Consider the following 24,819-nt stretch of genomic DNA (forward strand, 5'->3'; position numbering starts at 1 on the left):
AGGCAATTAGATGATGGTAGTTTAAGCGCGGAACTTCGAAGTGATGGGGTAGCGCCAATCCCTACCGAAAGCGCGGTGGGTGATCCGGATGCCGATCGGCGCTTGCCGGCGCTTGTACTCATTGATCTTGATGAGGCGCGTGACCCGCTCGACGTCTGCAGGTGCAAATCCGGCCGCGATGATCTCCTCGATGCCCTGATCGTCTTCCATGTAGCGCTGCAGGATGCCATCCAGCACTTCGTACGGCGGCAGGCTGTCCTGGTCTTTCTGGTCGGGCCGCAACTCGGCGGAAGGGGGCCGCGTGATGATGCGCTCGGGGATCACTTCTGCGCCCTGGGCGTTCTTCCAGGTTGCCAAGCGGTAGACCAGCGTCTTGGCCACGTCCTTGATCACGGCGAACCCACCGGCCATGTCGCCGTAGAGCGTGCAGTAGCCGGTGGCCATCTCGCTCTTGTTACCCGTGGTCAGCACGATGGAGCCGAACTTGTTCGACAGGGCCATCAGCAAGGTGCCACGAATGCGCGCCTGGATGTTCTCTTCGGTGGCGTCCTCCGGCAGGCCGGCGAATTCCGCCGCGAGGCTTTGCTTGAAGGCATCGAACTCGGGCACGATCGAAATCTCGTCGTAGCGCACACCGAGACGCTGCGCCATGTCCCGCGCATCGATCCATGAAATGTCTGCCGTGTATGGCGACGGCATCATCACGGTGCGCACGCGATCGGCACCCAGTGCATCCACCGCGACCGCCAGCACCAGCGCCGAGTCGATGCCCCCGCTCAGGCCGAGCAAGATGCCGGGAAAACCGTTCTTGCCGATGTAGTCGCGAACGCCCGTTACCAGCGCACCCCAGGCCTGGGCTTCGATCTCGGGGATGGGCGCCACCGGCCCACTCAACCCATCGAGTCCGACCTCAACCACCGTCAACGCTTCCTCGAAGAATGGCGAGCGCGCCGCCACCCGCCCGTCCGCGTCCATCGCAAACGATGCACCGTCGAACACCACCTCGTCCTGCCCACCTGTCAGGTGTGCGTACAGCAGCGGCATGCCGACATCACGCGCCCGCGCCGCCATGCGCTCCTCACGCTCCACCACCTTGCCGAGATGGAAAGGCGACGCATTGATCACGCACAACACCTCGGCGCCAGCCGCCTTGGCCGCCCTCGCCGGCTCGTCGAACCAGGCGTCCTCACAGATGTTCAGCCCGAACTTCAGACCATCCACTTCGAAGATCACGGCACCCTGCCCTGCGTCGCGGCCCGAGGCGAAATAGCGCCGCTCGTCGAACACCTGATAGTTGGGCAGTTCGCGCTTGCAGTAGGTGGCCGTGACGCGCCCCCCTGTCAGCACTGAGGCCGCGTTGTAGCGCTGCTGCACGGCATGCGACTTCGACCTAACATCGCCTCGCTCACCCCACTGATGCGGATGCCCAACCACCACATGCAAGCCCGGCAGATCGGCCAGCGCCTTGGCGCAATCGGCCAAGGCCTGCTCGCAGGCCAGCATGAACGCCGGGCGCAGCAAAAGATCTTCGGGCGGATAGCCGCACAAACCCAACTCGGGTGTGAGCACGACGCGAGCGCCTTCTTCGTGCGCCCGCCGCGAAAATTCGATGATCTTGCGGGCGTTGCCGGCCAGATCGCCCACCGTGGCATTGATCTGCGCGAGTGCGACCTTGACCCTTGGTTTTGATGACATATGCGAGTAGAAAAAGGCTCAAACGATTATGTCATTCGGGTTCTCGACCACCCGGCTCAAGTGGATGCGACGCAGTGGAACGCGTTGCTCGATGCACAGGCCAGCGCCACACCGTTCATGCGCCATGAGTACCTCCTGGCCATGCACGAGTCGAAGAGCGCTGTCGAAAAGAGCGGCTGGGCGCCGCAGTTCCTCGTGATCCATGAGGGCGACCAACTGCTCGCCGCGTGCCCGCTCTACATCAAGGCCCATTCCTACGGCGAATACGTGTTCGACTGGGCCTGGGCCGATGCCTACCAGCGTCACGGCCTGGACTACTACCCGAAACTGCTGGGCGCCGTGCCCTTCACGCCTGTGCCCGGGCCACGCCTCTTGGCACGCGACGCATCAGCCCGCATCGCGCTCCTGGAAGCGATGAAGCAGTTCGCCCAGCAGGCCCGGCTGTCATCGGCCCACGTGCTGTTTCTCGACGACAGTGATCAGCAAGCTGCGCGCACGGCCGGCTGGATGATGCGCAGCACGGTGCAATTCCACTGGGTGAATCGCGAACCGCAGGCGTACGCAGACTTCACCGACTTTCTTGCCAGCCTGCAGCGCGAGAAGCGCAAGAAGATCCAGCAGGAGCGTCGCCGCGTACTCGAGGCCGGCGTGAGCTTCACCACCCACCAAGGCGAGCAGATCAGCCAGGAAGACTGGGACTTCTTCTACCGCTGCTACACCCTCACCTACCGCGCGCACCACTCATCGCCCTACCTCACGCGCGACTTCTTCTCCCGCATGGCCAACACCATGCCCGAGAACTGGCTGCTGTCCGTGGCGTGGAAAGACGGCGAACGCGTCGCCGCGTCGCTGATCGCCATCGACCCCAAGCGCGGCAACGCCTACGGCCGCTACTGGGGTGCGGTGGAACACATCTCTTGCCTGCACTTCGAAGCCTGCTACTACCAGCCGCTGGCCTGGTGCATCGACCACGGCTACAAGCGCTTTGAGGGCGGCGCTCAGGGCGAACACAAGATGGCGCGCGGCCTGCTGCCGGTGCAAACCTGGTCGGCGCACTGGCTCGCGCATCCGCAGTTTGCGCAGGCCGTGGCCGACTTTCTCGAGCGCGAAGGTGAAGGCGTCGAGAGCTACCTCGACGAATTGAACGAACGCCGCCCGTTCAAGGCTTGAAGTCGCCAGCCACTGCGCTCACGAAACTATCAGGCTTGACATAGGTTCGCAGCGCGGCGTTGACCTGTTCCAGCGTCAGCTGGCTCAGCGCATCGTCGACACGCTGCGACACAGCAAACGTACGCTCCAAGTCGAGGTTGTTCGCCAAGCCGCCAGCCAGATTGCGGTCTTGAGCACGCGACAGTTTGCGGAAGGCCAGCAGCCCGCGCTTGCCTTCGGCCAATTCCTGGGCCGTGAATCCGTCCTTGATCGCGCGCGCCAGCTCTTCCTTGAAGGCCTTCTCCACCTTAGCCAGGTTCTGCGGCGCGAAGATGGCACCGGCCTGCCACACGGAGTGCGGCTCATGGCTGTTCCAGCTGACCGTGCTGTAGACCTCGTAAGACAGGCCCTCGCTCTCACGGATGCGTTTCCACAGGCGTGACTGCCCGCCGCTGCCCAGCAGAAAGTTCGCCATCGACAACGCCGGGTAATCGGCGTCTGTGTCTGAGAGCGGCACGCTCTGGCGCGTGAGCAAGGTCGCGTTCTGCTTGTCGGGCGTGGCGAGCACGAGGCGCTGCGGCTTGATCGGCAGCAATGGCTGCGGCACGCGCGTGTAGGGCTCGCTGCCGCTCCAGTTGCCGAACGCTTTCTCCAGCGCGCCGCGCACGGCCGCCACGTCCATGTCGCCGGCCGCGCCGAATTCGGCGCGGCTCGCCCCGTAGAAGCGCTTGTGGAAGGCCCGGAGCTGATCGCCGGTCACAGCGGCCACGTCGCTCAGCGTCTCGTCGAACGTGCTGACGTAGCGCACGTCGCCCTTCGGGTATGGATTGGCCAAACGGGAAATCGCGTTGTCGGCAACGGCCTCCGGTTCCTTGCGTTGCTGCTCGACGTCGGCAGAGACTTGACGCTTGAGCTCATCGAGCGCATCCGCCGGAAAGACCGGGTTGCGCAGCAAGTCGCCGATCAGCGCGATGGCCTCCGGCAGGTGCTCCTTGCGGGACGACAGGCTGATGCTCACACGCCCCGGCCCACCGCTCACACGCATCTGGGTCTTCAACTGATCCAGGCGATCCTGAATCTGCTGCCGAGACAGCGTGGTCGTTCCCTTGTCCAGCAACGCCGCCACCATGTCGGGGACTTCGCCCTGGCCAAAGAGTGATTTCTCGTCACCGAAACGCAGCGTCAAGGTTGCCTGAACCGCTGAGCCGCGGGCCCCCTTGGGAAGAACGGCTGCCTTGAGCCCGCCCACGGTGAAGCGCTGCGTCAACCGGTCAATGTTGGCCGGCGTGGCATCGAACGCATCAACCGCCGCAGCCGCGGCCTGTGGCTTGAACTCCTTCAACTCAGCAGCGATGTCGACTTTCGCCGGCACCGGCGCGCGCGCCGGCTTGTCCGTCGGCAGGTAGATGCCCAGCGTGCGGTTAGACGCCAGCAGGCGCAGCTCGGCCACGCGTTGCACATCGGCCAGCTTGAGGTCGCGCACGCGATCACGGATCAGGAAGAAGAGACGCCAGTCGCCTTGGGCTACCGATTCACTCAGCGCGACACCCACGGTTTCGGGATTGGTGAAGGCCTGTTCCCAGCTCTTGGCCCACTGCGCCTGCGCCCGCTTAAGTTCTTCATCGGTGATCGGCTCACGAGCCACCGATTCGATCGTGTCCAGCATCTCCTTGCGTGCCGCTTCGACATCCTGGCCCGGCGAGAGTTGCGCCCCGAACAGCGTGAAGCCGGGCTCGGCGAGGCCCTGGGCAAATGCGTAGGTACCGGCGGCGAGTTGCTTGGCCGTCAGGCGCTTGTGCAGTCGACCGGCCGGTGTGTCACCCATGACGAGGTCGATCACCTCGATGGCTGCGAAGTCGGGGTGGGCCGCTGGCGGCACGTGGTAACCCGCCAGCAACAGGGGCACACCCCCGTCGCGCCGCAGCGTAACGCTGCGCTCGCCATCCTGCACCGGGTCGAGCGTGTACTGCACAGGCAGTTTGCGGGTCGGTTTCTTGATCTTGCCGAACGACTGCGCCACCCAAGCCAGGACCTTGGACGGCTCGAACTTGCCAGCGACGATCAGCGTGGCGTTGTCGGGCTGGTAGTACTGACGATAAAAGGCCTGCAAGCGCGGGATGTCGACGTTCTCCACGTCGGCACGCGCGCCGATGGTGTTCTTGCCATAGTTGTGCCACTGGTACATGGTGGCCAGCGTCTTCTCGAAGAGGATGCGATCGGGGCTGTTCTCGCCCATCTCCATCTCGTTGCGCACGACCGTCATCTCGCTGTCGAGGTCCTTGCGTGCGATGAGGCTGTTGACCATCGCATCGGCCTGCCAATCGAGGTACCACTTCAGGTTCTCGTCATTGGTTGAGAAGCTGGCGAAGTAGTTGGTGCGGTCGAACCACGTGCTGCCGTTGTACGCGAAACCACGCTTGGTGAATTCGCCCTGCACATTGCGGTGCTTCGGCGTGCCCTTGAAGAGCATGTGCTCGAGCAGGTGCGCCATGCCGGTCTCACCGTAGTTCTCGTAGCGGGAGCCGACGTGGTAGGTCATGTTGACCGTGGTGCTCGGCTTGGCGTTGTCCGGGATCAACAGAAGTTGCAGGCCGTTCCCAAGGCGGTATTCGGTGATGCCTTCGACCGACCTGACCTGCGTCAAGCCGGCCGGAAGGCTCTGTGCGGGCGCGACTTGGACGAACAACACGGTGACAAGCGCAGAGGCCACACAGAGAAATCGACGCATCATGAACAGCTCACGGAAGCAAAGAGAGGCAGTGTAGAGCCGCCTATTCGGTGGTGAGTTCCAACGCGCTCTCTGAATGGCCGAGCCAAAAACAAAGGGAAGCCGAAGCCCCCCTTGTTCATTCAGCCTGCGCTCAGCTCAGGGCTTGTAGGCGGCCATACCGGCGCGGATCTCTTCCTTGGCCGACTCCGGGCCTTCCCAGCCCGTGACCTTGACCCACTTGCCGGCTTCGAGGTCTTTGTAGTGCTCGAAGAAATGCTGGATGGCTTTCAAGCGCATCTGGTTGATGTCTTCCGGCTTCTGCCAGTGCGTGTAGATCGGCAGGACCTTGTCGATGGGCACGGCAAGCAGCTTGCTGTCGCCGCCGGCTTCGTCTTCCATCTTCAGCACGCCGATGGGGCGGCAGGTCACCACGACACCGGGCGACAAGGGGAACGGCGTGATCACGAGCACATCGACTGGGTCGCCGTCGTCGGACAGCGTCTGCGGCACATAGCCGTAGTTGCAGGGGTAATGCATCGCCGTCGTCATGAAGCGGTCGACGAACAGCACGCCGCTCTCTTTGTCGACTTCGTACTTGATGGGATCGGCATTCATCGGAATCTCGATGATCACGTTGAACTGGTCTGGCGCCTTGGCGCCTGGGGTCACTTTGTGAAGGCTCATGGTCTCTCGGTTTGCGCGGGAATACCCCAAGTTTACCTGCGCATCTTGCGATGGCCCGCCGCTTGTTTTGCGCGCCGCCGACCGATGGAAAACACCATGCGCGGTTCGTTGCCATGTCCAAGGCCTTCCCGTAGCATGCCCCGCTGACCCGCCCGAACCTGCACCGGGTGAAATAGCGGCGGGCTTGCCTCTCAACGCGTTAACCACCGAAACGAGGAGACCCACCGATGTCGACGAACTTGGCGCTGTACTTTGCGCTTGCCTGCGGTATTGCCGCTGTCCTGTATGGCTTCGTGCAGCGAAGCTGGATCCTGCGCCAGAGCGCAGGCAATGCGCGTATGCAGGAGATCGCTTCTGCCATTCAGCAAGGCGCCGCCGCCTATCTCGCCCGCCAGTACAAGACCATCGCCCTCGTCGGCGTGGTGCTGGCGATTCTCATCGGCATCTTCATCGACCCGATCAGCGCGGTTGGCTTCGTGCTCGGCGCCGTGCTGTCGGGCGCTTGCGGTTTCATCGGCATGAATGTCTCGGTCAAGGCCAACGTTCGCACCGCAGAAGCAGCCACGCAAGGCATCGGCCCGGCCTTGAACGTCGCATTCAAAGGCGGCGCAATCACCGGCATGCTGGTGGTCGGCCTGGGCTTGTTGGGCGTGACCCTCTTCTTCCTCTACCTCACGGGCAATGCAACAGTAACCGCCGAGTTGCCGAAAGCGCTCAAGCCTTTGCTCGGCTTTGCGTTCGGTGCCTCGCTGATCTCGATCTTTGCGCGGCTTGGCGGCGGCATCTTCACCAAGGGCGCCGACGTCGGTGCCGACCTGGTGGGCAAGGTCGAAGCCGGCATCCCTGAAGACGACCCGCGCAACCCTGCCGTGATTGCCGACAACGTAGGTGACAACGTCGGCGACTGCGCCGGCATGGCCGCCGACTTGTTCGAGACCTATGCAGTCACGCTGATCGCCACCATGTCGCTGGGTGCACTGATGGTCAGCGGCAGCAGCCTGCTCAGTGCAGTGATCTACCCGCTGCTGCTGGGCGGTGTGTCCATCATCGCGTCGATCATCGGCTGCAGCTTCGTGAAGGCATCGCCGGGCATGAAGAACGTGATGCCGGCGTTGTACAAGGGCTTGGCGGTTGCGGGCGTGTTGTCGCTGATCGCTTTCTACTTCGTCACCACGACGTTGTTCCCACAGGCTCTCACGCTGAGCGATGGCCGTTCAGTGTCGGCCATGGCGCTGTTCGGCACTTGCATCGTCGGCCTCGTGCTGACTGCTGCCATGGTGTGGATCACCGAGTACTACACCGGCACGCAGTACAAACCGGTGCAGCACATCGCACAGGCATCGACCACCGGGCACGGCACGAACATCATTGCGGGCCTGGGCGTCTCGATGCGTTCGACGGCCTGGCCGGTGATCTTCGTGTGCATCGCTATCCTCGTCGCTTATCAGCTGGCCGGCCTCTTCGGCATCGCCATCGCGGCCACGTCCATGCTCAGCATGGCGGGCATCGTCGTGGCGCTCGATGCCTATGGCCCCATCACAGACAACGCCGGCGGCATCGCCGAGATGGCCGAGCTGCCGAAGAGCGTGCGCGACGTCACGGACCCACTCGACGCCGTGGGCAACACCACCAAGGCCGTGACCAAGGGCTATGCGATTGGCTCGGCAGGTCTCGCCGCACTGGTGCTGTTCGCTGACTACACCCATTCCTTGCAAGGCCGAGGCATCAGCACCAGCTTCGATCTGAGCGAGCCCAAGGTCATCGTCGGTCTGTTCATCGGCGGGCTGATCCCCTACCTCTTCGGCGCGATGGCGATGGAGGCCGTAGGCCGCGCCGCGGGTGCGGTGGTGGAAGAAGTGCGCCGCCAATTCCGAGACATCAAGGGCATCATGGAAGGCACAGGCAAGCCGGAATACGGCAGGGCCGTCGACATGTTGACCACGGCCGCGATCAAGGAAATGATCGTCCCCAGCCTGTTGCCGGTGGTTGTGCCCATCGTGGTGGGCCTGCTGCTCGGGCCGGCGGCCTTGGGTGGGCTGCTGATGGGCACCATCGTCACCGGCCTGTTCGTCGCGATCTCGATGTGCACCGGCGGTGGCGCCTGGGACAACGCCAAGAAATACATCGAAGACGGCCACCATGGTGGCAAAGGCTCCGAGGCTCACAAGGCAGCAGTGACCGGCGACACCGTGGGTGATCCCTACAAGGACACCGCAGGCCCTGCGGTCAACCCGCTGATCAAGATCATCAACATCGTCGCGTTGCTGATCGTGCCGCTGTTGCCGATAGGCAGTGCGACCACGACACATGCGGCGCCAGCGCCCGCAGCAGTTGTCGCCTCAGAGCCTGCGATGAGCGTTGCTCCTGCGGCCTCCGCGATGGCTTCGCCTACACCGGACGCGGCCGCTTCAGCTGCCAGCGTCACCAAGTAGAGCTTCGTTCTGCAAGAGGGGCATCTAAGGAGGTGCCTCTCGTGCGTTCCACAGCAGAACGCACAAAGCGAAAAGCCCAGCACCTTTCGGTACCGGGCTTTCACTGATCAATGGTCGGGGTGGCGGGATTCGAACYYGCGACCCCTTGCMCCCCAKKCAAGTGCGCTACCAGGCTGCGCTACACCCCGACGTAAGCCGCGCAGTATAGCGTGTAAAACACCGCCGTCGGATCAGACGACGAGCAGTCCGCGAATGGAGATCAATTCCTGACGCATTTGGACCATCGACACCTCAGTCGTTATGACTTCGGCGACTGGCAGTTCTTCCGTCTGGCCCATCCCATCGGTTACCAACTCATCGGCCGAATCGATGCCATCAGGCTCTTTGTCTGGCAAACCGGACACGTCAGGTCGTACGTGGATCAGTTCCGTAAGCCTGTTACGGGCGCCACTGATGGTGAAGCCCTGCTCGTACAGCAGTTCACGGATTCGGCGAATCAACAGCACTTCATGGTGCTGGTAGTAACGGCGGTTGCCGCGCCGCTTCATGGGTTTGAGCTGGGTGAACTCCTGCTCCCAATAGCGCAGAACGTACGGCTTCACGCCGCACAAATCGCTGACTTCGCCGATGGTGAAGTAGCGTTTGGCAGGGATGGCGGGAAGCGCTTTCTCCATTTAAATCAATAAGATTGGGAGAGAAAGCTAGACTTTACTCGAAGTCGTTCTTTTCCACTTGATTGCGTGGGCAATTTGTTCCCGCCCATCTGCGGGGGCGCCCCAACATGCCAAAACGCCTCGGGACGAGGCGCATTCTGCCCTCGAAGCGCTTTGCTGAGCCGCTGAGGCTCTTACCGACTCGATTGACTGGCTGCAGACGCGGCGCGGCGAGCGGCAGCTTGCTTTTCTTCTTTGTTCTGCATCTGCCGCATGAAGTCTTTCCTCATCTCTTCCTGATTCAAAGCCCGACGCTCCATGGCTGCCTGCTTCGCCTGTTGTTCTGTCTCTTGCTGCGTCTTCTGAGCTGCATACCGCGTCCAAAAAACACCCACGGCAATCAGGATGCAAAGGCCAAAGACAATCCCGGCGGCGATTTTCAGACTCTTTGTCACCATCACTTTTCCTTGATTCGACGGCTGATTACTTGGATCGGATCAGCATCTTCGGCCCACAGTTCCGCCACGTGTTTCGCTGAACCAAGACACTCCCTATGGTCGATTGGGTCGTCATAGTAATCTCCGCCACTCATACGCAGAAGCGGTTGTGTGGGCGAGCTTGTGCTCCCATCGATTTTGCCGCTAGAGACTTGTCAGCGGCCATCGAAAAGACAGGCAGAAAAAAGCCCGCTGAACGCGGGCTTCGACCAAGACGACTTCACTCGAAGTCGTCCCCGGCAGGGATATCACCCTGAACAACGCCCTTGAGCTTGTGGCTCGCGTGGAACGTGACCACATTGCGAGCCTTTATCGGAATGGCTTCGCCGGTTCGGGGGTTACGGCCAGGCCGGGGGGCCTTGCGCCGGATATTGAAGTTCCCGAAGCCGGACATCTTGACATCGTCTCCCGCCACCAAAGTGCTGTGGATGATGTCGAAGAAGGCTTCGACCATGTCCTTGGATTCACGCTTGTTGAGACCGAGGCGCTCAAACAGCAACTCGGCCAGTTCCGCCTTGGTCAGCGTAGGCGTCTCCAGCGTCGGAAGCAACATCACGCGGTCGGGAGCTTTGTCAGGTGGAGTGGTGGTCATTCGGCTGTTTCTGTTTCAACCACGCAGGCGTACGCCGAGCCGGGTCTGAAGCGCACTCAGCACCACTGCCTTGACAGATTCGATGCGTTCATCCGTCAACGTCGCCGTGTCATCGAGCACCTCCAGGCGAATGGCAAGGCTGCGCTCACCTGCAGCCATGTCGGATGAAGCTGCCGGAGGCTTGTAGACATCAAAGAGTCTGACGGAACGGATCAAGCTCGCTTGCGCCGATTTGACAGTATCGATCAGGGCGTCGTGCGTGACATGCTCTCCAGCGATGACCGCAATATCACGCCACGCTGATTGCTGTCGTGGAATCGGCTGGAAGGCCGGCAAGTCACGCTGTTGCAACGCATCGGCCTCCAATTCGAAGACGATCGGCGCCAGGGGCAGTTCGTAGCCTTGACGCCAGCGCGGGTGCAATTCGCCGACAAAGCCGATCAAGCGACCATCGACTTCGATGCGCGCAGAACGGCCGGGGTGCAAAGCCGGGTGCTCAGCGGGAACAAAGCAAACCTTGCGCGGCGCGAGCAACGCTTCGATGTCGCCCTTGACGTCGAAAAAGTCGACCGCACGCTCCTTGACAGCCCACTGCACCTCATCTGCACTGCCGTAGGCAAGGCCGGCGATACGCATCGGCTGGGCGATGCCCGCCACGCTGAACGCGCCATCGCTCACCTCGGCATCGCGTTTGAACACACGGCCGATTTCGAACACGCGAACGCGCGTTGCCTTGCGCGCGAGATTGAAGCGCAGCACCGAGACCAAACTCCCGAGCAAGCTGGAGCGCATTACCGACAGTGGACTGGCGATCGGATTCAGCACGCGAATGGGCTGCTCATTGCCGGCGAGCTCGCGCTCCCAGCGCTCCTCAACGAAACTGAAGTTGATCGTCTCCTGGTAATCAAGGCCGGCCAGCTCATGGCGAAGCGAATGCAGGCCGCGGCTCGCCTCGCTGCGGACTCGCGCCTGCACAGGCGCTAACGGCGCCGTGTCCGGCAGATTCTGGTAGCCCAGCACTCGGATTACTTCTTCGATCAGGTCTTCCTCGATCTGCAGATCGAAACGCCAGCTCGGTGGCGTGACGGTCAGCAAGCCCGGTGCCTCGCTCACCTGCAAGCCCAATCGTTGCAGAACACCGAGGCACTGAGATTGGGTRACTGGCATGCCGATCACCTTGGCCGCACGGTCGACTCGCATAGCAACCGGAGCCTTCTGCGGCAGCTTGACGACCTGATCATCCATCACCGAGGGTTCACCGCCACAAATGTCGAGGATGAGTTGGGTGATGCGTTCGATGTGCTCAACCGTCAACGCCGGATCGACACCGCGCTCGAACCGGTGCCCGGCGTCTGTGCTGAAGTTGTAGCGGCGCGATCGACCAGCCACTGCCTGCGGCCACCAGAAGGCAGCTTCGACGTAGACGTTGCGGGTATCGTCGGACACCGCGGTCGCATCGCCACCCATGATGCCGGCAAGCGATTCCACGGCCTGGTCATCTGCGATCACGCCGACGTTCGCATCGAGGTCGATGGTGTTGCCGTTCAGCAGCTTGAGCGCTTCTCCTTCCCGCCCCCAACGAACCACGAGACCACCGTGGATCTTGTCGAGATCGAAGATGTGCGACGGGCGGCCGTATTCGAACATCACGTAGTTCGAAATGTCCACCAACGCAGTGACCGAACGCTGACCGCAACGGGCCAACCGGTCGACCATCCAAGCAGGCGTGGCAGCCTTGGTATTGACGTTGCGGATGATGCGGCCAGAGAAACGGCCGCAGAGTTCGGGCGCCTCGACGCGGACTTGCACCTTGTCCGTGTGAACGGTCGTTGCCGTCGGGAACTGCGGTTGCAAGAGCGGTGTGCCCGTCAAGGCAGACACTTCGCGTGCAACGCCATACACGCTGAGGCAGTGCGCTAAGTTGGGCGTCAGCTTGAGCGTGAAGAGCGTGTCGTCGAGCTTCAGATGCTCTCTGATCGACATTCCCACCGCCGCATCCGACGACAGGATTAACAGGCCGCCGTGCTCGTCGGACAACTTGAGTTCTCGGGCGGAGCACAACATACCTTCGCTCTTCACGCCACGAAGCTCACCCAGTTTGATCTCGAACGGGGCTCCGCCCTCTTCCGCCGGCGGCAGCTGCGCGCCAACCAAAGCACACGGCACTTTGATGCCTGGGCGCACGTTCGGCGCGCCGCAAACGATGTTTAGCACCGGGCCAGAGCCGATGTTGACTTGGCAGACATTGAGCCGGTCGGCATTCGGATGGCGAGCAACTTCGAGCACTTCACCGACAAGAACGTGACTGAAAGACGGCGCGACGGGTCGAAGCTCTTCGACCTCCATGCCGGACATCGTCAGCAGATCGGCCAACTGGACGGTGGTCAGGGGTGGGTTGCAGAACTCGCGCAACCAGGACTCTGGGAATTGCATCTCGTCGTGCTTCGCTTATTGAAACTGGGAAAGAAAACGCAAGTCGCCATCAAAGAACAAGCGAAGGTCACTCACACCGTAGCGCAGCATGGCAAGACGGTCGATACCCGAGCCGAACGCGAAGCCGATGTAGCGCTCCGGGTCCAGCCCCATGTTGCGAATGACTTGCGGATGCACTTGACCTGAACCCGACACTTCGAGCCAGCGCCCCGTGAGCGGGCCGCTCTCGAACATGATGTCGATCTCGGCGCTCGGCTCGGTGAATGGGAAGTAGCTCGGGCGAAAACGCAGCTTGAGGTCGGTGGTTTCGAAGAACGCCTGAATGAAATCGAGGTACATCGATTTCAGGTCCTTGAAGCTGACATTCTCGCCGACCCAGAGACCTTCGACCTGGTGGAACATCGGCGAATGCGTGGCGTCGCTGTCTACCCGGTAAGTGCGGCCCGGCACGATCACCCGAATGTCTGGCATGTTCGCTTGGTCAGCGTACCTGCGTGCGTGCTCGCGGGCGTAGCGCACCTGCATGGGCGAGKTGTGGGGCCGCAGATTGAGCCAACCACCTTCGGCGTCTTTCATGTCGACATAGAACGTGTCCTGCATCGAGCGCGCAGGGTGGTTCTCGGGGTTGTTAAGCGCCGTGAAGCTGTACCAATCGGTCTCAATTTCGGGGCCGTCGGCCACATCGAAACCCATGGAACCGAAGATGGCCTCGATGCGCTCCATCGTGCGCGTGATCGGGTGCATGCCGCTGCTGCCGCGTCTGCGGCCAGGGAGCGTGACATCAAGCGATTCGGCTTTGAGCTGCGTCTCCAACTCGGCATCGGCCAAGGCTTGGCGGCGCGCATTGAGCGCAGCCTCGACCTGCTGCTTGGCCGCATTGATGTCAGCGCCACGGGCTTTTTTTTCTTCGGGCTGCAAAGCCGACAAGCCCTTGAGCAACTCAGTCACACGCCCGGATTTGCCGAGGTAGCGTGCCTTGGCGTTCTCCAGATCGGCGGGTGCACCTGCTTGCGCGAAGTCTGCCTGCGCGGCTAGCACCAGTTGATCGAGGTCGTTCATCGGTTCAGTGATTTATCTTTGGACAATAAAAAAGGCCGAACAAAAGGTCGGCCTTTGAGAGCTTGCCCTGGCCAGTCGAAACCGACCAAGGACTTGCTGTGGCGCCGAGCGGTACTGCCTCGGCGCGGTCACGGCATTCAAGCGAGCTGGGCCTTCACCTTCTCGACGATGCTGCCAAAAGCGGCAGGATCATTCACGGCCATGTCGGCAAGAACCTTGCGGTCGATGTCGATGTTGGCTTTCTTCAAGCCAGCCATGAATTTGCTGTAGGTGACACCCAGGCCCCGGCTCGCCGCGTTGATACGGGCAATCCAGAGCTGACGGAACACACGCTTCTTCGTGCGGCGATCGCGGTAGGCGTATTGCCCAGCGCGCATGACCGCTTGTTTGGCGATGCGGAAGACGTTCTTGCGGCGGCCGCRGTAACCCTTGGCGAGTGCGAGAACTTTTTTGTGACGAGCACGTGCGGTAACACCACGTTTTACGCGAGGCATGTCTTTTCCCTTCTAAGAAGTAACTGGGAGACCGCGGGTCAGAGACCAGCGAAAGGCAGCATTTGCGCAATGCTGCCCATGTTCGTCTCGTGAACGGCAACAGCCCCGCGGAGCTGGCGCTTGTTCTTCGTCGACTTCTTGGTCAGGATGTGGCGCTTGAACGCTTGACCGCGTTTGACAGTGCCACCCGGACGGACGCGAAAGCGCTTTTTAGCGCTGCTCTTGGTCTTCATTTTGGGCATGACTGCTCCTTTTAAATTGCTCCTGCAGGCGCCCGCAAAACGACTTGCGGTCTTGTAAGCCTGCAGAGGCTTCTAGCAACACTCCGGTGACCAAACCAGAGCATTGAACTCTTCAAATCACTGTCGCTTCTTCGGGCCCAGCACCATGATCATCTGGCGCCCTTCGAGCTTCGGCATGTTCTCGACCACTGCGCAATCTGCCAGGTCATCGCGAATCCGTTCAAGCAAGCGCATCCCAATGTCTTGGTGCGTGATCTCACGGCCGCGGTAGCGAAGCGTGACCTTGCCCTTGTCGCCGTCTTCTTCAATGAAGCGCCGCAGGTTGCGCATCTTGATCTGATAGTCGCCTTCGTCCGTACCCGGGCGGAATTTGACTTCCTTGATTTCGATGACCTTCTGCTTCGACTTGGCTTCTGCTGCCCGCTTCTGCTCCTGATACTTGAACTTGCCGTAGTCCATCAAGCGGCACACAGGCGGATCAGCCTGGGCTGCGATCTCGACCAGATCCACGTCCAGTTCACCCGCCATTCGCAAGGCTTCTTGCGTCGACACGATACCCAGCGGTTCGTTGTCTACGCCATTGAGCCGGACTTCCGGCGCCATGATTTCGCGGTTGAGGCGGTGCTTGCGCTCCACATTGGGAGTACGGCGGTCAGCAAAAGTAGCGATAGTTCAAATCCTTCAGTGGACTCCAAGGCAAGAGAATCCAAAAACAGTCAAACACGTGCCCGGCAGTCAGACCTCTCGTCAAACGCGATTGGAAATGTCGCTGGCGATCTTCGTTTGGAAGTCGTCCAGAGGCATCACTCCGAGGTCTTGGTTGCCACGAGCGCGCACGGCAACGGCCCCATTTGCCTTCTCCTTGTCACCCACGACCAAGAGGAACGGGACCTTTTGCATTGAATGCTCCCGGATTTTACGAGTTATTTTCTCGTTGCGCAAATCGCATTCAACTCTAAGCCCTTGTTTTTGAAGCGATTTCGCGACTTCCCGGGCGTATTCGGCCTGGTCGTCGGTGATATTCATCACCACGGCATGCACAGGAGCCAGCCAGGTAGGCAACGCACCAGCGTGCTGCTCGATCAGGATACCGATAAAACGCTCTAGGCTCCCCACGATGGCGCGGTGCAGCATGACTGGGTAGGCTTTGGCGCTAGTCTCCGTGACGTACTCGCCGCCCAGCCGTTCGGCGGTGTTGAAGTCGACCTGCATCGTGCCGCACTGCCACTGCCGACCCAGGGCATCTTTCAGCGTGTACTCGATCTTCGGACCGTAGAAGGCGCCGTCACCGGGAGAGACGATGAATTCGCAGCCTGACTTGCGCAGMGCCTCCATCACGGCGTACTCGGCCTTGTCCCACAGCGCATCGGAGCCGACGCGTTTTTCGGGACGCGTAGCCACCTTGTAGATGATCTCGGTGAAGCCGAAGTCCTTGTAGACCTTCTGAAGCAGGGCTGTGTACGCCACGCACTCATCGAGGATCATGTCCTCGGTGCAGAAGATGTGACCGTCGTCTTGCGTGAAGCCGCGCACACGCATGATCCCGTGCAATGCGCCGCTCGGCTCATTGCGGTGGCATTGGCCAAATTCGCCGTAGCGCAGCGGCAGCTCGCGGTAGCTTCGCAGAGCGGATTTGAAGATGAGCACATGGCCCGGACAGTTCATCGGCTTGAGCGCGTACTCGCGCTTTTCCGACTCTGTCGTGAACATGTTGTCGCGGTAGTTGTCCCAGTGGCCGGTCTTCTCCCATAAACCCTTGTCCAGGATCTGCGGTCCCTTGACCTCCTGATAGCCGTTGTCACGGTACACGGCGCGCATGTACTGCTCCACCTGCTGCCACACCGCCCAGCCCTTGGGGTGCCAAAACACCAGGCCTGGCGCTGTTTCCTCCATGTGGAACAGATCGAGTTCGCGGCCCAGCTTGCGGTGGTCACGCTTCTCGGCTTCTTCGAGCATGTGCAGATGCTGAGCCAGCTCTTCCTTCGTCGCCCAGGCGGTGCCGTAGATCCGCTGCAGCATCTCGTTGCGGTGATCACCACGCCAATATGCGCCGGCCACCTTCATCAGCTTGAAATGCCGCAGCTTGCCGGTACTCGGCACGTGTGGGCCACGGCACAGGTCTTCGAACTTGCCTTCACGGTACAGCGACACATCTTCGTTCGCCGGGATGCTGGCAATGATCTCCGCCTTGTAGTGCTCGCCCAGACTCTTGAAGTACGCCACGGCCTCGTCGCGCGGCAGCACGCGCCGCTCGACGCGCTCGTCCTTCTTGGCGAGTTCGGTCATCTTGGCTTCGATGGCCGTCAGGTCTTCGGGCGTGAACGGGCGCTTGTACGAAAAGTCGTAGAAAAAGCCGTTCTCGATCACCGGGCCGATGGTCACCTGGGCTTCAGGGAAGAGCTCCTTCACCGCATAGGCCAGCAGGTGCGCCGTGGAGTGGCGGATGACGTCCAACCCGTCCGCATCCTTGTCGGTGACGATGGCGAGCGGCGTGTCGTGCTCAATGCGGTAGCTCGTGTCGACGACGCGCGCTTCAGCGCCCTGCCCTATGCGCCCTGCAAGCGCCGCCTTGGCGAGACCTGTGCCGATCGACGCAGCCACTTCGGCCACGGAGACCGGGCCTTCGAACTCACGCTTGGAACCGTCGGGCAACTGAACAGAAATCATGATGAGAAAACTCCAGAAACAAAAAAGCGCGGGGGTGAGCCGCGCTTTCGAGAGATGACGAGATGAGACGTGACGGAGCCGCGGCCGACTAGAGCTGTACCTGCCTGGTCGTAGTTCGCGGTGTCATAACCATGGTGCCCTTCTCGCTCTTGCTCGTTTAAACCGTGGATTGTAAAACAGCGGGGCTCGGGCTCAACGCTTTTTCTTCGCCCAGCCAGCGGTACAGCACCCCACCAATCACTGCGCCGATGATGGGCGCGACCCAGAACATCCAGAGTTGCGACAGCGCCCAATCGCCCACGATGAGCGCTGGCCCGGTACTGCGTGCCGGGTTCACTGAGGTGTTGGTCACAGGGATGCTGATCAGGTGGATGAGCGTCAGCGCCAGCCCGATGGCGATGGGTGCGAAGCCGGCCGGAGCCCGCTTGTCGGTCGCGCCCATGATGATCAGCAGAAAGAACGCGGTCAGCACCACCTCTGTCACGAAGCCGGCCGCCATGGAATAGCCGCCCGGTGAATGCGCGTCGTAGCCATTGGAGGCGAGGCCACCCGCCAAGCTGAAGCCTGCCTTGCCGCTGGCGATGAAATACAGCACCACGGCTGCGGCCACCGCGCCGATCACCTGCGCAATGATGTAGGCAGGCAGGTCAGCGGCCTTGAAGCGGCCACCGGCCACAAGCCCGATCGATACGGCGGGGTTCAGGTGGCAACCCGAGATATGACCGATGGTGAAGGCCATCGTCAGCACCGTGAGCCCGAATGCGAAAGACACGCCGAGCAGGCCGATGCCGACATTGGGAAAGGCCGCGGCCAGCACGGCGCTGCCGCAACCACCGAGAACCAGCCAGAACGTACCGAGCAACTCGGCCACTGCGCGTTTGGTCAAATTCATATGCACCCTCTGCTTGTTGTTAGGCCGGCTATTGGCCCACGCAGTTCAAGGCGCGTCAAGGCCTAGAGCGGTTGTGCCTCGATCGATTGAGCTCGGCCCACGAGCGCTGCGAACTCATCGCTCAGGCGCTGGCTTTCGGCCACGGCGCGCGACCAGGCAGCCACACGCGCCGGCACGTCGTCCCCGTAGTGCTTGAAGTCAGCGCGGTCCGGCAACTTGGCGTTGGGCAGCGTCTTGATCCATTCGGGTGTGGGCGACACCACCACGACGTTGTCGAGGTGCACGCTTGCCCGATGGCGATGCTTCAGTGCCTTGTCGAGCCAACCGGGAATCACGGTCTTCTGGAAATGCGGATACAGCACCAGCCCCTCGCGCATCGAGGCGTAGTTCAGGTGCAGGTGGTAGTCGGTGATGCCCCCGTCCCAGTACGCACCGCGCGGCGCTCCAGGGATGTCGTGCACCGGGTCGAGCCAGAACGGTATCGAGCAGCTCGCCAGGATGCTCGGCTGCAGATTGCCGAGATTCAGCGTCGCCGTGTGCGTGCGGTAGTCATGCAGATGCAGTGGCAGCGGATCACGCGGGTCGGAAAAGACCACGCGCTCGAGCCACGCACCCATGGCCTTGCGGCTGAGGACATTGGTCGCAAACGCACCCAGGTACCCCAGCGGCGTGGTCAGCTTGGACAGCCGTTTGCCTTCGCGCCGCAACACATGCCGACCTCGGCTGGTGAACACATGCAGCCGAAAACGTGGATGGTTCAGCAACTCCGACTCGCGCCCGGCGAAATGCTCAGCCAGCTTGGCCCCGAAGACCCGGCTCACGACGGCAGGCACGGGCAGCTTGCCTTCCTTGTGCTCGTACTCCTGGCGGATGTAGTCGTCAGCCATGCGGGCAAACGCCTGCTTGGTATCGCTCAGGCACGCCGTCGCCATGCGCCACGCACCGATCGACGCGCCGATCAGGTGAACCGGCTCTGGGTTGGCAGCGAACCACTCACCAAAGATGAACTGGTCGAGCGGGCTGAGCACCAGTCCCTTTGGCCCACCAGCCGCGCCTGGAACGGCCCGCACGTCCTGCGGTCGAAGGCCCTGCTCGCGCAACGCCTTGAGCGCACGCGGGCCGGCATGGACCTGCAGGGCTTTCATGGTCAACCCGGTGCCGGGCCGCCCCAGGCCCGATGGCACGCGCCGGCGGCGGGAGCAAAGCCACGGCGAAGCGTCATCTCAACGCTTGGTTTGCAGCTTCGCGAACGCGGCCGCCATTGCTGAAGAGCCTTGCGGCTGGGCGGCGGGGGCGCGTGGTGCGCCGCCAGAGCGTTCGCCGCGGGCCGGCGGGCGATAGCTGTTGTCGCCCCGCTCGCCGCGCGGCGCCACAGCCGCATCGAGCTTCATCGTGAGCGAGATGCGCTTGCGGGCCATGTCGACTTCCAGCACCTTCACCTTCACGATATCGCCGGTCTTCACCACCTCGCGCGCATCGTTGACGAACTTGTTGCTGAGCTGACTCACGTGCACCAGGCCGTCTTGGTGAACGCCCAGGTCGATGAAGGCGCCAAACTGCGCCACGTTGCTCACCGTGCCTTCGAGCGTCATGCCGGGCTGCAAGTCTTTCAGGTCTTCCACGCCGTCGTTGAAGCGCGCAACCTTGAAGTCAGGCCGTGGGTCGCGGCCCGGCTTTTCCAGCTCGGCGAAGATGTCTTTCACCGTGATGGCGCCGAACTTGTCGTCGGCAAAGGCATCGGGTTTGAGCGCGCGCAACACGTCGCTGCGCCCCATCACCTCGGCGGCCGGCTTGGCCACCGTCTTCAGGATCTTCTCGACCACCGGATAGGTTTCCGGGTGCACGCCCGATTGGTCAAGCGGGTTGTCGCCGTTGCGAATGCGCAGAAAGCCGGCACTCTGCTCGAAGGTCTTGGCACCCAGGCCGCTCACCTCGAGCAACTGTTGACGGTTGCGGAACGCGCCGTTCGCATCGCGCCAGCGCACGATGCTGCCCGCCACCGCCGTGCTCAGGCCCGACACGCGGGCCAACAAAGGTGCCGATGCGGTGTTCAAGTCCACGCCCACCGAGTTCACGCAGTCTTCGATCACCACGTCCAGACTCTTGGCCAGGTCGCTCTGGTTCACGTCGTGCTGGTACTGGCCGACGCCGATGCTCTTCGGGTCGATCTTCACCAGTTCGGCGAGCGGATCCTGCAGGCGGCGGGCGATGCTCACCGCGCCGCGCAGGCTCACGTCGAGCTCGGGCAATTCCTTGCTAGCAAACTCGCTCGCCGAATACACCGATGCGCCGGCTTCGCTGACAACCACCTTCTCGATGTGAGTTCCAGGCGCCAACTGCTGGATGCGCTTGATGAGGTCCGACGCCAGCTTGTCCGTCTCGCGGCTGGCGGTGCCATTGCCGATCGCGATCAGGTTCACGCCGTGTGTCGCGCACAGGCGGCCCAGTGTGTGGATCGAGCCTTCCCAATCCTTGCGCGGCTCGTGCGGGTACACGGTGTTCGTGTCCAGCACCTTGCCGGTGGCATCGACCACCGCCACCTTCACGCCCGTGCGGATGCCAGGGTCCAGCCCCATCACCACGCGCGGGCCAGCCGGCGCGGCGAGCAACAGGTCGCGCAGGTTTTCGGCGAACACCTTGATCGCCACTTTCTCGGCCTCTTCACGCAGGCGGCTGAACAGATCGCGCTCCAGGCTCAGGCTCAGCTTCACTTTCCAGGTCCAGGCGACGGTCTTGCGGATCAAGTCATCGGCCGGGCGCTTGGCGTGGCTCCAGCCGAGGTGGATGGCAATGCGGCCTTCCGCCTTCGACGGCTGCCCCGGCACCAGCTCTTCATCGAGCACCAGCTTGGCGTCGAGAAACTCTTGCGTGCGGCCACGGAACACCGCCAGCGCACGGTGCGACGGCACGCGGTTGATCGGCTCGTCGTAGTCGAAGTAGTCGCGAAACTTTGAGATGTCGGGGTTGTTCTCGTCCTTGCCATCCATCAGCTTGGAGCGCAGGAGCCCTTCGTCCCACAGCCACTCGCGCAGCTTGCCCACCAGCGCGGCGTCTTCGGCCCAGCGCTCGCTCAACAAGTCGCGCACGCCATCGAGCACGGCCAGCGCGTCGGCAAAGCCACCTTCGGCATTGATGAAGGCAACAGCCTCATCCATCGGCACAAGGGTCGGGTCGGCAAACAGCTTGTCGGCCAAGGGCTCGAGACCCGCTTCGCGCGCGATCATGCCCTTGGTGCGGCGGCGTGGCTTGAACGGCAGGTAGATGTCTTCGAGTTCCTGCTTGGTGGGCGCAGTTTCCACCGCCGCCCGCAACTCGGGCGTCAGCTTGCCTTGCTCATCGATGCTCTTGAGCACCGCTGCGCGCCGATCTTCAAGCTCGCGCAGATAACCAAGCCGGGATTCGAGATCACGCAGTTGCGTGTCGTCGAGGTTGTCGGTGGCCTCTTTGCGGTAACGGGCAATGAAGGGCACCGTTGCGCCACCGTCCAGCAGCTCCACGGCTGCATTCACCTGGGCCGGGCGAACCTTCAGTTCGGCAGCCAATTGCAGAAGGATCTTGTTCAAAGCGAGGAGCCCGTGGCCGAGCGGAAAAGGAAAGCGGCGAAGTTTGCCACACGGTCATTTGACGCCCCAGCGCCCAGGGAGATCAGCGCTTCACGGGTTCCGTATCGATGATGATGGGCGCGGCCGTATCCACATCTGGAATCAAGTCTCGCTGGTCGGCGGGCAACAGCGCGCGCAAGGCGTCGAGCTGCTCCTTGCGCTGGGCCGGGCTCAGACCCGAGTCGCGGTTGATGATGCCGGCCAGCGAACCCAGTCGTGCGTTTTGCATGTCCTGCCCGAACAGCGCTTTCGCCGTCGCCTCATCGAAGTGCTTGCGCTGGACTTGCACCACGCGGTCGAAGTAGGCGTCGCTGGCCTCTGGCGACCCGGGAGCGCCGAGCGACGGCAGCTCGAGCTTCATGTCGGCCTGGTAGTCGCGGTAGTTGTGAAAGAGCTTGATCGCCTTCTCTGCATCCTCTGGCGGCAAACCCTTGCGCAGCGTGGACTCGAGTTTCTGCATGTCACCGTCCGAAGCCTCGGCCGGCATGGCGATCGACAGCGCCTCCAGCGCGGCGCGGGTGTCGCGGTCGATGGTCAACCCTCCGGCAAACCCGAGATCGAAAAGCCGCGCGGCGTCGAGCTTGGTTCCCAGCATGTCGATCTCGACCAGGCCCTTGTCGTTGCTCGCTACAGCAGAGCTCGCTTGGCTCTGCACGACAGCGGAAGCGCTTGGTCCGGGTGCCTTCACTTCGTCCGGGCCTGGGCCGCTGCCCCACTGAGCCAGCACAGCCAAGACGGCCGCTACACACAGCAGCGCACCGACCCGGCCTTTCAGCACATCAAGCACGCCCGTCCTCACGGGACGAGGCCAGCCAGCGCAACGCGCCGGCCGCTGCCACGCGACCACTGGCGAGGCAGGCCGTCATCAGGTACCCGCCGGTCGGGGCTTCCCAGTCCAGCATTTCGCCGGCACAGAACACGCCCGGCGATGCCTTCAACATCAAGGCCTCGTCCATCGACTCCAGGCGCACGCCGCCGGCGCTGCTGATCGCCTCGTCGATAGGCCGCGCCGCGACCAGGCGCAAAGGCAGAGCCTTGATGAAGCTCGCCAGTCGAAGCGGGTCAGCCATCTCATCGCGCGGCACCACTTCGTACAGCAGGCCGGCCTTGACGCCATGCAGGCCAAGCCGGCTCTTCAGGTGCGTCGACAGCGAACGCGGCCCGCGCGGGCGCGCCAGCTCATCGCGCACCCACTCTTCGCTGCGTGCAGGCAGCAGGTCGACGTGCAGGGTCGCACTGCCCTGCGCGGTGATCTGGTCACGCAGCAAGGTTGAAGCCGCATAGACCAAGCTGCCTTCAACGCCCGTCTCAGTCGCAACGAACTCGCCGACCTGATGAAATGGTGTGCCATCAGACCCGTCGACAGACAGCGCCACCGACTTCAACGGCTCTCCGGCGTAGCGGCTGCGAAAGTGCTCTGACCAGCCAATGTCGAAGCCGCAGTTCGAAGGCTGCAGCGGCGCAACGTCGGCACCGCGCTGCTGCAGCCACGGCACCCAGGCACCGTCTGACCCGAGGCGCGACCAACTCGCGCCGCCCAGCGCCAGGATCACTGCGTCGGCCGCGACGCTTCGCTCCCCCAATGGCGATCCGAAGCGCAACGCCGTACCCCCTCCATCGGCCCATCCCAGCAAACGGTGGCGCATGTGAAAGCGCACGCCGCTCACGCGCAGCCGGTGCAGCCAAGCGCGCAACAGCGGCGCGGCCTTCATGTCGGTCGGGAACACACGCCCTGACGAGCCGACAAACGTGCTAACGCCCAGGCCATGTACCCACTCGCGCAACTGCTGCGGGTCGAAGGCTTGCAGCCACTGCGCCACGTCGGCACGGCGCGAGCCGTAGCGCGGCAGGAACTGATCCAGCGATTCGCTGTGCGTGAGGTTGAGGCCACCCTTGCCGGCCAGCAGGAACTTCCGGCCAACCGATGGCATGCCGTCGTACAGATCGACCTGCACGCCGCCTGCGGCCAGTATTTCGGCCGCCATCAAGCCTGCAGGGCCGCCACCCACGATGGCAACGCAGGGCGAAGTAGGAGCTGAGGTCATGTCACATTCAGAGGCAGTGGGCTCGCATTGTCCGCGAGCGAGTTGCTCCTGCCCTGTGACATGGTCAGTGCAGCTTCGCCATTCAGGCGAGCCGCAGACCGATCACTCCAGAAAGGTACCTTCGAAAACCCTCTTGGTGATCTTGTCCGCTGCCAACCCGCCGGCTGCGGACAGCACGCCCGCCAAGGTCTCCGACACCTTGGCGTACTGCCCCGGGTCTGCGAAAGACAGCACCAGGTCGCTGAACACCAAGCCGTTCTCGAAGACCTTCCAGCCCACGCCCTTGAGTTTGGTGAGTTCGGTGACTCGCACGTCGGCCACCTTGACGCGCGGCTCGGCCGTCTTGAGCCGATTCTGGAACTCGACAATCTTCTTGAGCGCTTCTTCGACCTTCGAGATGAAGGGAGACAGCTCCTTGTCCAGCGCATCACGAATCTGCTTGGTGTCTGCCTTGGCCTTCGGGCCCGGCACCTTGGAGAGCTTCTTGTCGACGTCATCGAGGAACTTCTTCCTCGCTGTGTCGAGGCTCTCGAGAATCTTGTTCAGGTCCTTGGCGGCGTCGTGCGTGTTGACATCCACGCCCACCAGCTTCTTCTTGATGACATCGAGCGCACTCACGCTCTCCTTGATGTTGGGCACGATCGCGAACGGGCCGGTGGTTCCGAGAAACTGCGCAAAGAGCGTCACGCCCACTTCCTGCGCCTTGCCGGTCTTGGTGAACTGTCCGCGCGCACCGATGAACCGCTCTTCGATGATCTTGAGGTTCTTCTCCAGCCGCTTCTGGCTGGTCTCGATCTCTTCGTACGCTGATTTCAGCTGCGAGCCGACGGAGGCCACCGACTTGACCATGCCCACGATGCCAGGGATGGAGCTGGCACCAAACGACACCACGCCTCCGGCCAGCAAGCCGATGCTGACCCCGAGCCCCGCCAATCCGAGCGTGATCTTGGAGACGATCTGCACCTTGTACTTG

At 62.4% G+C, this 24,819-nt stretch carries 20 protein-coding genes and 1 tRNA gene; 2 read left to right on the top strand and 19 right to left on the bottom strand.

The genetic code is table 11. The annotated features are described in order from the left end of the window. Positions 1-21: 21 nt before the first annotated feature. A complete protein-coding gene (locus AC1DYS_RS31525; protein WP_477905938.1) occupies positions 22-1,695 on the bottom strand; it encodes an NAD+ synthase in 1,674 nt (557 codons plus the stop codon). On the opposite strand from AC1DYS_RS31525, the gene AC1DYS_RS31530 reads away from it, so the two are divergent. Next, the gene (locus AC1DYS_RS31530) at positions 1,696-2,865 is read left to right on the top strand and encodes a GNAT family N-acetyltransferase (RefSeq protein ID WP_477905940.1); all 1,170 of its coding nucleotides are present in this window, start codon (positions 1,696-1,698) and stop codon (positions 2,863-2,865) included. Here AC1DYS_RS31530 and AC1DYS_RS31535 read toward each other — a convergent pair. After that, a complete protein-coding gene (locus tag AC1DYS_RS31535; protein WP_477905942.1) occupies positions 2,855-5,575 on the bottom strand; it encodes a M16 family metallopeptidase in 2,721 nt (906 codons plus the stop codon). The two genes, AC1DYS_RS31530 and AC1DYS_RS31535, sit on opposite strands and share 11 nt — an antisense overlap. A 135-nt stretch (positions 5,576-5,710) precedes the next feature. Further along, entirely contained in the window at positions 5,711-6,238 is a 528-nt protein-coding gene (ppa, locus tag AC1DYS_RS31540; protein ID WP_477905944.1) for an inorganic diphosphatase, read from the bottom strand. 227 nt (positions 6,239-6,465) lie between these two features. Between ppa and AC1DYS_RS31545 the strand changes: the two genes are divergently transcribed. Continuing rightward, positions 6,466-8,670, top strand: a complete 2,205-nt coding sequence (locus tag AC1DYS_RS31545) for a sodium-translocating pyrophosphatase (RefSeq protein WP_477905946.1) — start codon at positions 6,466-6,468, stop codon at positions 8,668-8,670. A gap of 111 nt (positions 8,671-8,781) precedes the next feature. On the opposite strand, the gene AC1DYS_RS31550 is transcribed toward AC1DYS_RS31545, so the two are convergent. From AC1DYS_RS31550 to AC1DYS_RS31625, 16 genes are all read right to left on the bottom strand, one after another. Then, positions 8,782-8,858 (bottom strand) — tRNA-Pro (locus AC1DYS_RS31550). A gap of 42 nt (positions 8,859-8,900) precedes the next feature. Next, positions 8,901-9,344 carry a MerR family transcriptional regulator gene (locus AC1DYS_RS31555; protein ID WP_477905948.1) on the bottom strand — a complete coding sequence of 148 codons (444 nt, stop codon included), beginning with the start codon at positions 9,342-9,344 and terminating at the stop codon, positions 8,901-8,903. A gap of 173 nt (positions 9,345-9,517) precedes the next feature. Further along, positions 9,518-9,781: a hypothetical protein gene (locus AC1DYS_RS31560; RefSeq protein ID WP_477905950.1), complete on the bottom strand. Its 264-nt coding sequence runs from the start codon at positions 9,779-9,781 to the stop codon at positions 9,518-9,520. Between the two features lie 259 nt (positions 9,782-10,040). Beyond that, a complete protein-coding gene (locus AC1DYS_RS31565) occupies positions 10,041-10,412 on the bottom strand; it encodes an integration host factor subunit alpha (protein WP_052197175.1) in 372 nt (123 codons plus the stop codon). A gap of 15 nt (positions 10,413-10,427) precedes the next feature. Next, a complete protein-coding gene (gene pheT, locus AC1DYS_RS31570; protein ID WP_477905953.1) occupies positions 10,428-12,845 on the bottom strand; it encodes a phenylalanine--tRNA ligase subunit beta in 2,418 nt (805 codons plus the stop codon). Positions 12,846-12,860: 15 nt separating this feature from the next. Continuing rightward, entirely contained in the window at positions 12,861-13,904 is a 1,044-nt protein-coding gene (gene pheS, locus AC1DYS_RS31575) for a phenylalanine--tRNA ligase subunit alpha (protein WP_477905955.1), read from the bottom strand. A 137-nt stretch (positions 13,905-14,041) separates the two neighbouring features. Further along, positions 14,042-14,398, bottom strand: coding sequence for a 50S ribosomal protein L20 (gene rplT / locus AC1DYS_RS31580; RefSeq protein WP_477905957.1), 357 nt, complete (start codon positions 14,396-14,398; stop codon positions 14,042-14,044). 38 nt (positions 14,399-14,436) lie between these two features. Beyond that, on the bottom strand, positions 14,437-14,640 hold the full coding sequence (rpmI, locus tag AC1DYS_RS31585) for a 50S ribosomal protein L35 (RefSeq protein WP_047484615.1): 204 nt from the start codon (positions 14,638-14,640) through the stop codon (positions 14,437-14,439). A gap of 117 nt (positions 14,641-14,757) precedes the next feature. Further along, a complete protein-coding gene (gene infC, locus AC1DYS_RS31590; protein ID WP_082000701.1) occupies positions 14,758-15,309 on the bottom strand; it encodes a translation initiation factor IF-3 in 552 nt (183 codons plus the stop codon). Positions 15,310-15,387: 78 nt separating this feature from the next. Further along, positions 15,388-17,307, bottom strand: coding sequence for a threonine--tRNA ligase (thrS, locus tag AC1DYS_RS31595; RefSeq protein WP_477905960.1), 1,920 nt, complete (start codon positions 17,305-17,307; stop codon positions 15,388-15,390). A gap of 157 nt (positions 17,308-17,464) precedes the next feature. Continuing rightward, positions 17,465-18,199 (bottom strand): aquaporin Z, encoded by a 735-nt coding sequence (gene aqpZ, locus AC1DYS_RS31600; protein WP_477905961.1) that lies wholly within the window; start codon positions 18,197-18,199, stop codon positions 17,465-17,467. A 62-nt stretch (positions 18,200-18,261) separates the two neighbouring features. Further along, on the bottom strand, positions 18,262-19,344 hold the full coding sequence (locus tag AC1DYS_RS31605; RefSeq protein ID WP_477905963.1) for a patatin-like phospholipase family protein: 1,083 nt from the start codon (positions 19,342-19,344) through the stop codon (positions 18,262-18,264). 78 nt (positions 19,345-19,422) lie between these two features. Then, positions 19,423-21,762: a Tex family protein gene (locus AC1DYS_RS31610; RefSeq protein ID WP_477905965.1), complete on the bottom strand. Its 2,340-nt coding sequence runs from the start codon at positions 21,760-21,762 to the stop codon at positions 19,423-19,425. Positions 21,763-21,844: 82 nt separating this feature from the next. Further along, complete coding sequence (locus AC1DYS_RS31615) at positions 21,845-22,588, bottom strand: lipase secretion chaperone (protein ID WP_477905967.1); 744 nt, start codon at positions 22,586-22,588, stop codon at positions 21,845-21,847. Next, positions 22,581-23,846, bottom strand: coding sequence for a TIGR03862 family flavoprotein (locus tag AC1DYS_RS31620; protein WP_477905968.1), 1,266 nt, complete (start codon positions 23,844-23,846; stop codon positions 22,581-22,583). The genes AC1DYS_RS31615 and AC1DYS_RS31620 overlap by 8 nt, the downstream gene beginning before the upstream one ends. A 102-nt stretch (positions 23,847-23,948) precedes the next feature. Beyond that, positions 23,949-24,819, bottom strand: an 871-nt coding sequence (locus AC1DYS_RS31625; protein ID WP_477905969.1) for a hypothetical protein, incomplete at its 5' end; no start/stop codon positions are given.

It is taken from the genome of Rhizobacter sp. P2_G4, assembly GCF_056403575.1.

What these genes read in the sequence shown, in the direction of transcription:
- rpmI (WP_047484615.1), bottom strand. Translation starts at nt 14,640, where the DNA reads ATGCCCAAAATGAAGACCAAGAGCAGCGCTAAAAAGCGCTTTCGCGTC.
- AC1DYS_RS31565 (WP_052197175.1), bottom strand. Translation starts at nt 10,412, where the DNA reads ATGACCACCACTCCACCTGACAAAGCTCCCGACCGCGTGATGTTGCTT.
- AC1DYS_RS31535 (WP_477905942.1), bottom strand. Translation starts at nt 5,575, where the DNA reads ATGATGCGTCGATTTCTCTGTGTGGCCTCTGCGCTTGTCACCGTGTTG.
- AC1DYS_RS31620 (WP_477905968.1), bottom strand. Translation starts at nt 23,846, where the DNA reads ATGACCTCAGCTCCTACTTCGCCCTGCGTTGCCATCGTGGGTGGCGGC.
- ppa (WP_477905944.1), bottom strand. Translation starts at nt 6,238, where the DNA reads ATGAGCCTTCACAAAGTGACCCCAGGCGCCAAGGCGCCAGACCAGTTC.
- AC1DYS_RS31555 (WP_477905948.1), bottom strand. Translation starts at nt 9,344, where the DNA reads ATGGAGAAAGCGCTTCCCGCCATCCCTGCCAAACGCTACTTCACCATC.
- AC1DYS_RS31605 (WP_477905963.1), bottom strand. Translation starts at nt 19,344, where the DNA reads ATGAAAGCCCTGCAGGTCCATGCCGGCCCGCGTGCGCTCAAGGCGTTG.
- AC1DYS_RS31545 (WP_477905946.1), top strand. Translation starts at nt 6,466, where the DNA reads ATGTCGACGAACTTGGCGCTGTACTTTGCGCTTGCCTGCGGTATTGCC.
- AC1DYS_RS31525 (WP_477905938.1), bottom strand. Translation starts at nt 1,695, where the DNA reads ATGTCATCAAAACCAAGGGTCAAGGTCGCACTCGCGCAGATCAATGCC.
- aqpZ (WP_477905961.1), bottom strand. Translation starts at nt 18,199, where the DNA reads ATGAATTTGACCAAACGCGCAGTGGCCGAGTTGCTCGGTACGTTCTGG.
- AC1DYS_RS31530 (WP_477905940.1), top strand. Translation starts at nt 1,696, where the DNA reads ATGCGAGTAGAAAAAGGCTCAAACGATTATGTCATTCGGGTTCTCGAC.
- AC1DYS_RS31560 (WP_477905950.1), bottom strand. Translation starts at nt 9,781, where the DNA reads ATGGTGACAAAGAGTCTGAAAATCGCCGCCGGGATTGTCTTTGGCCTT.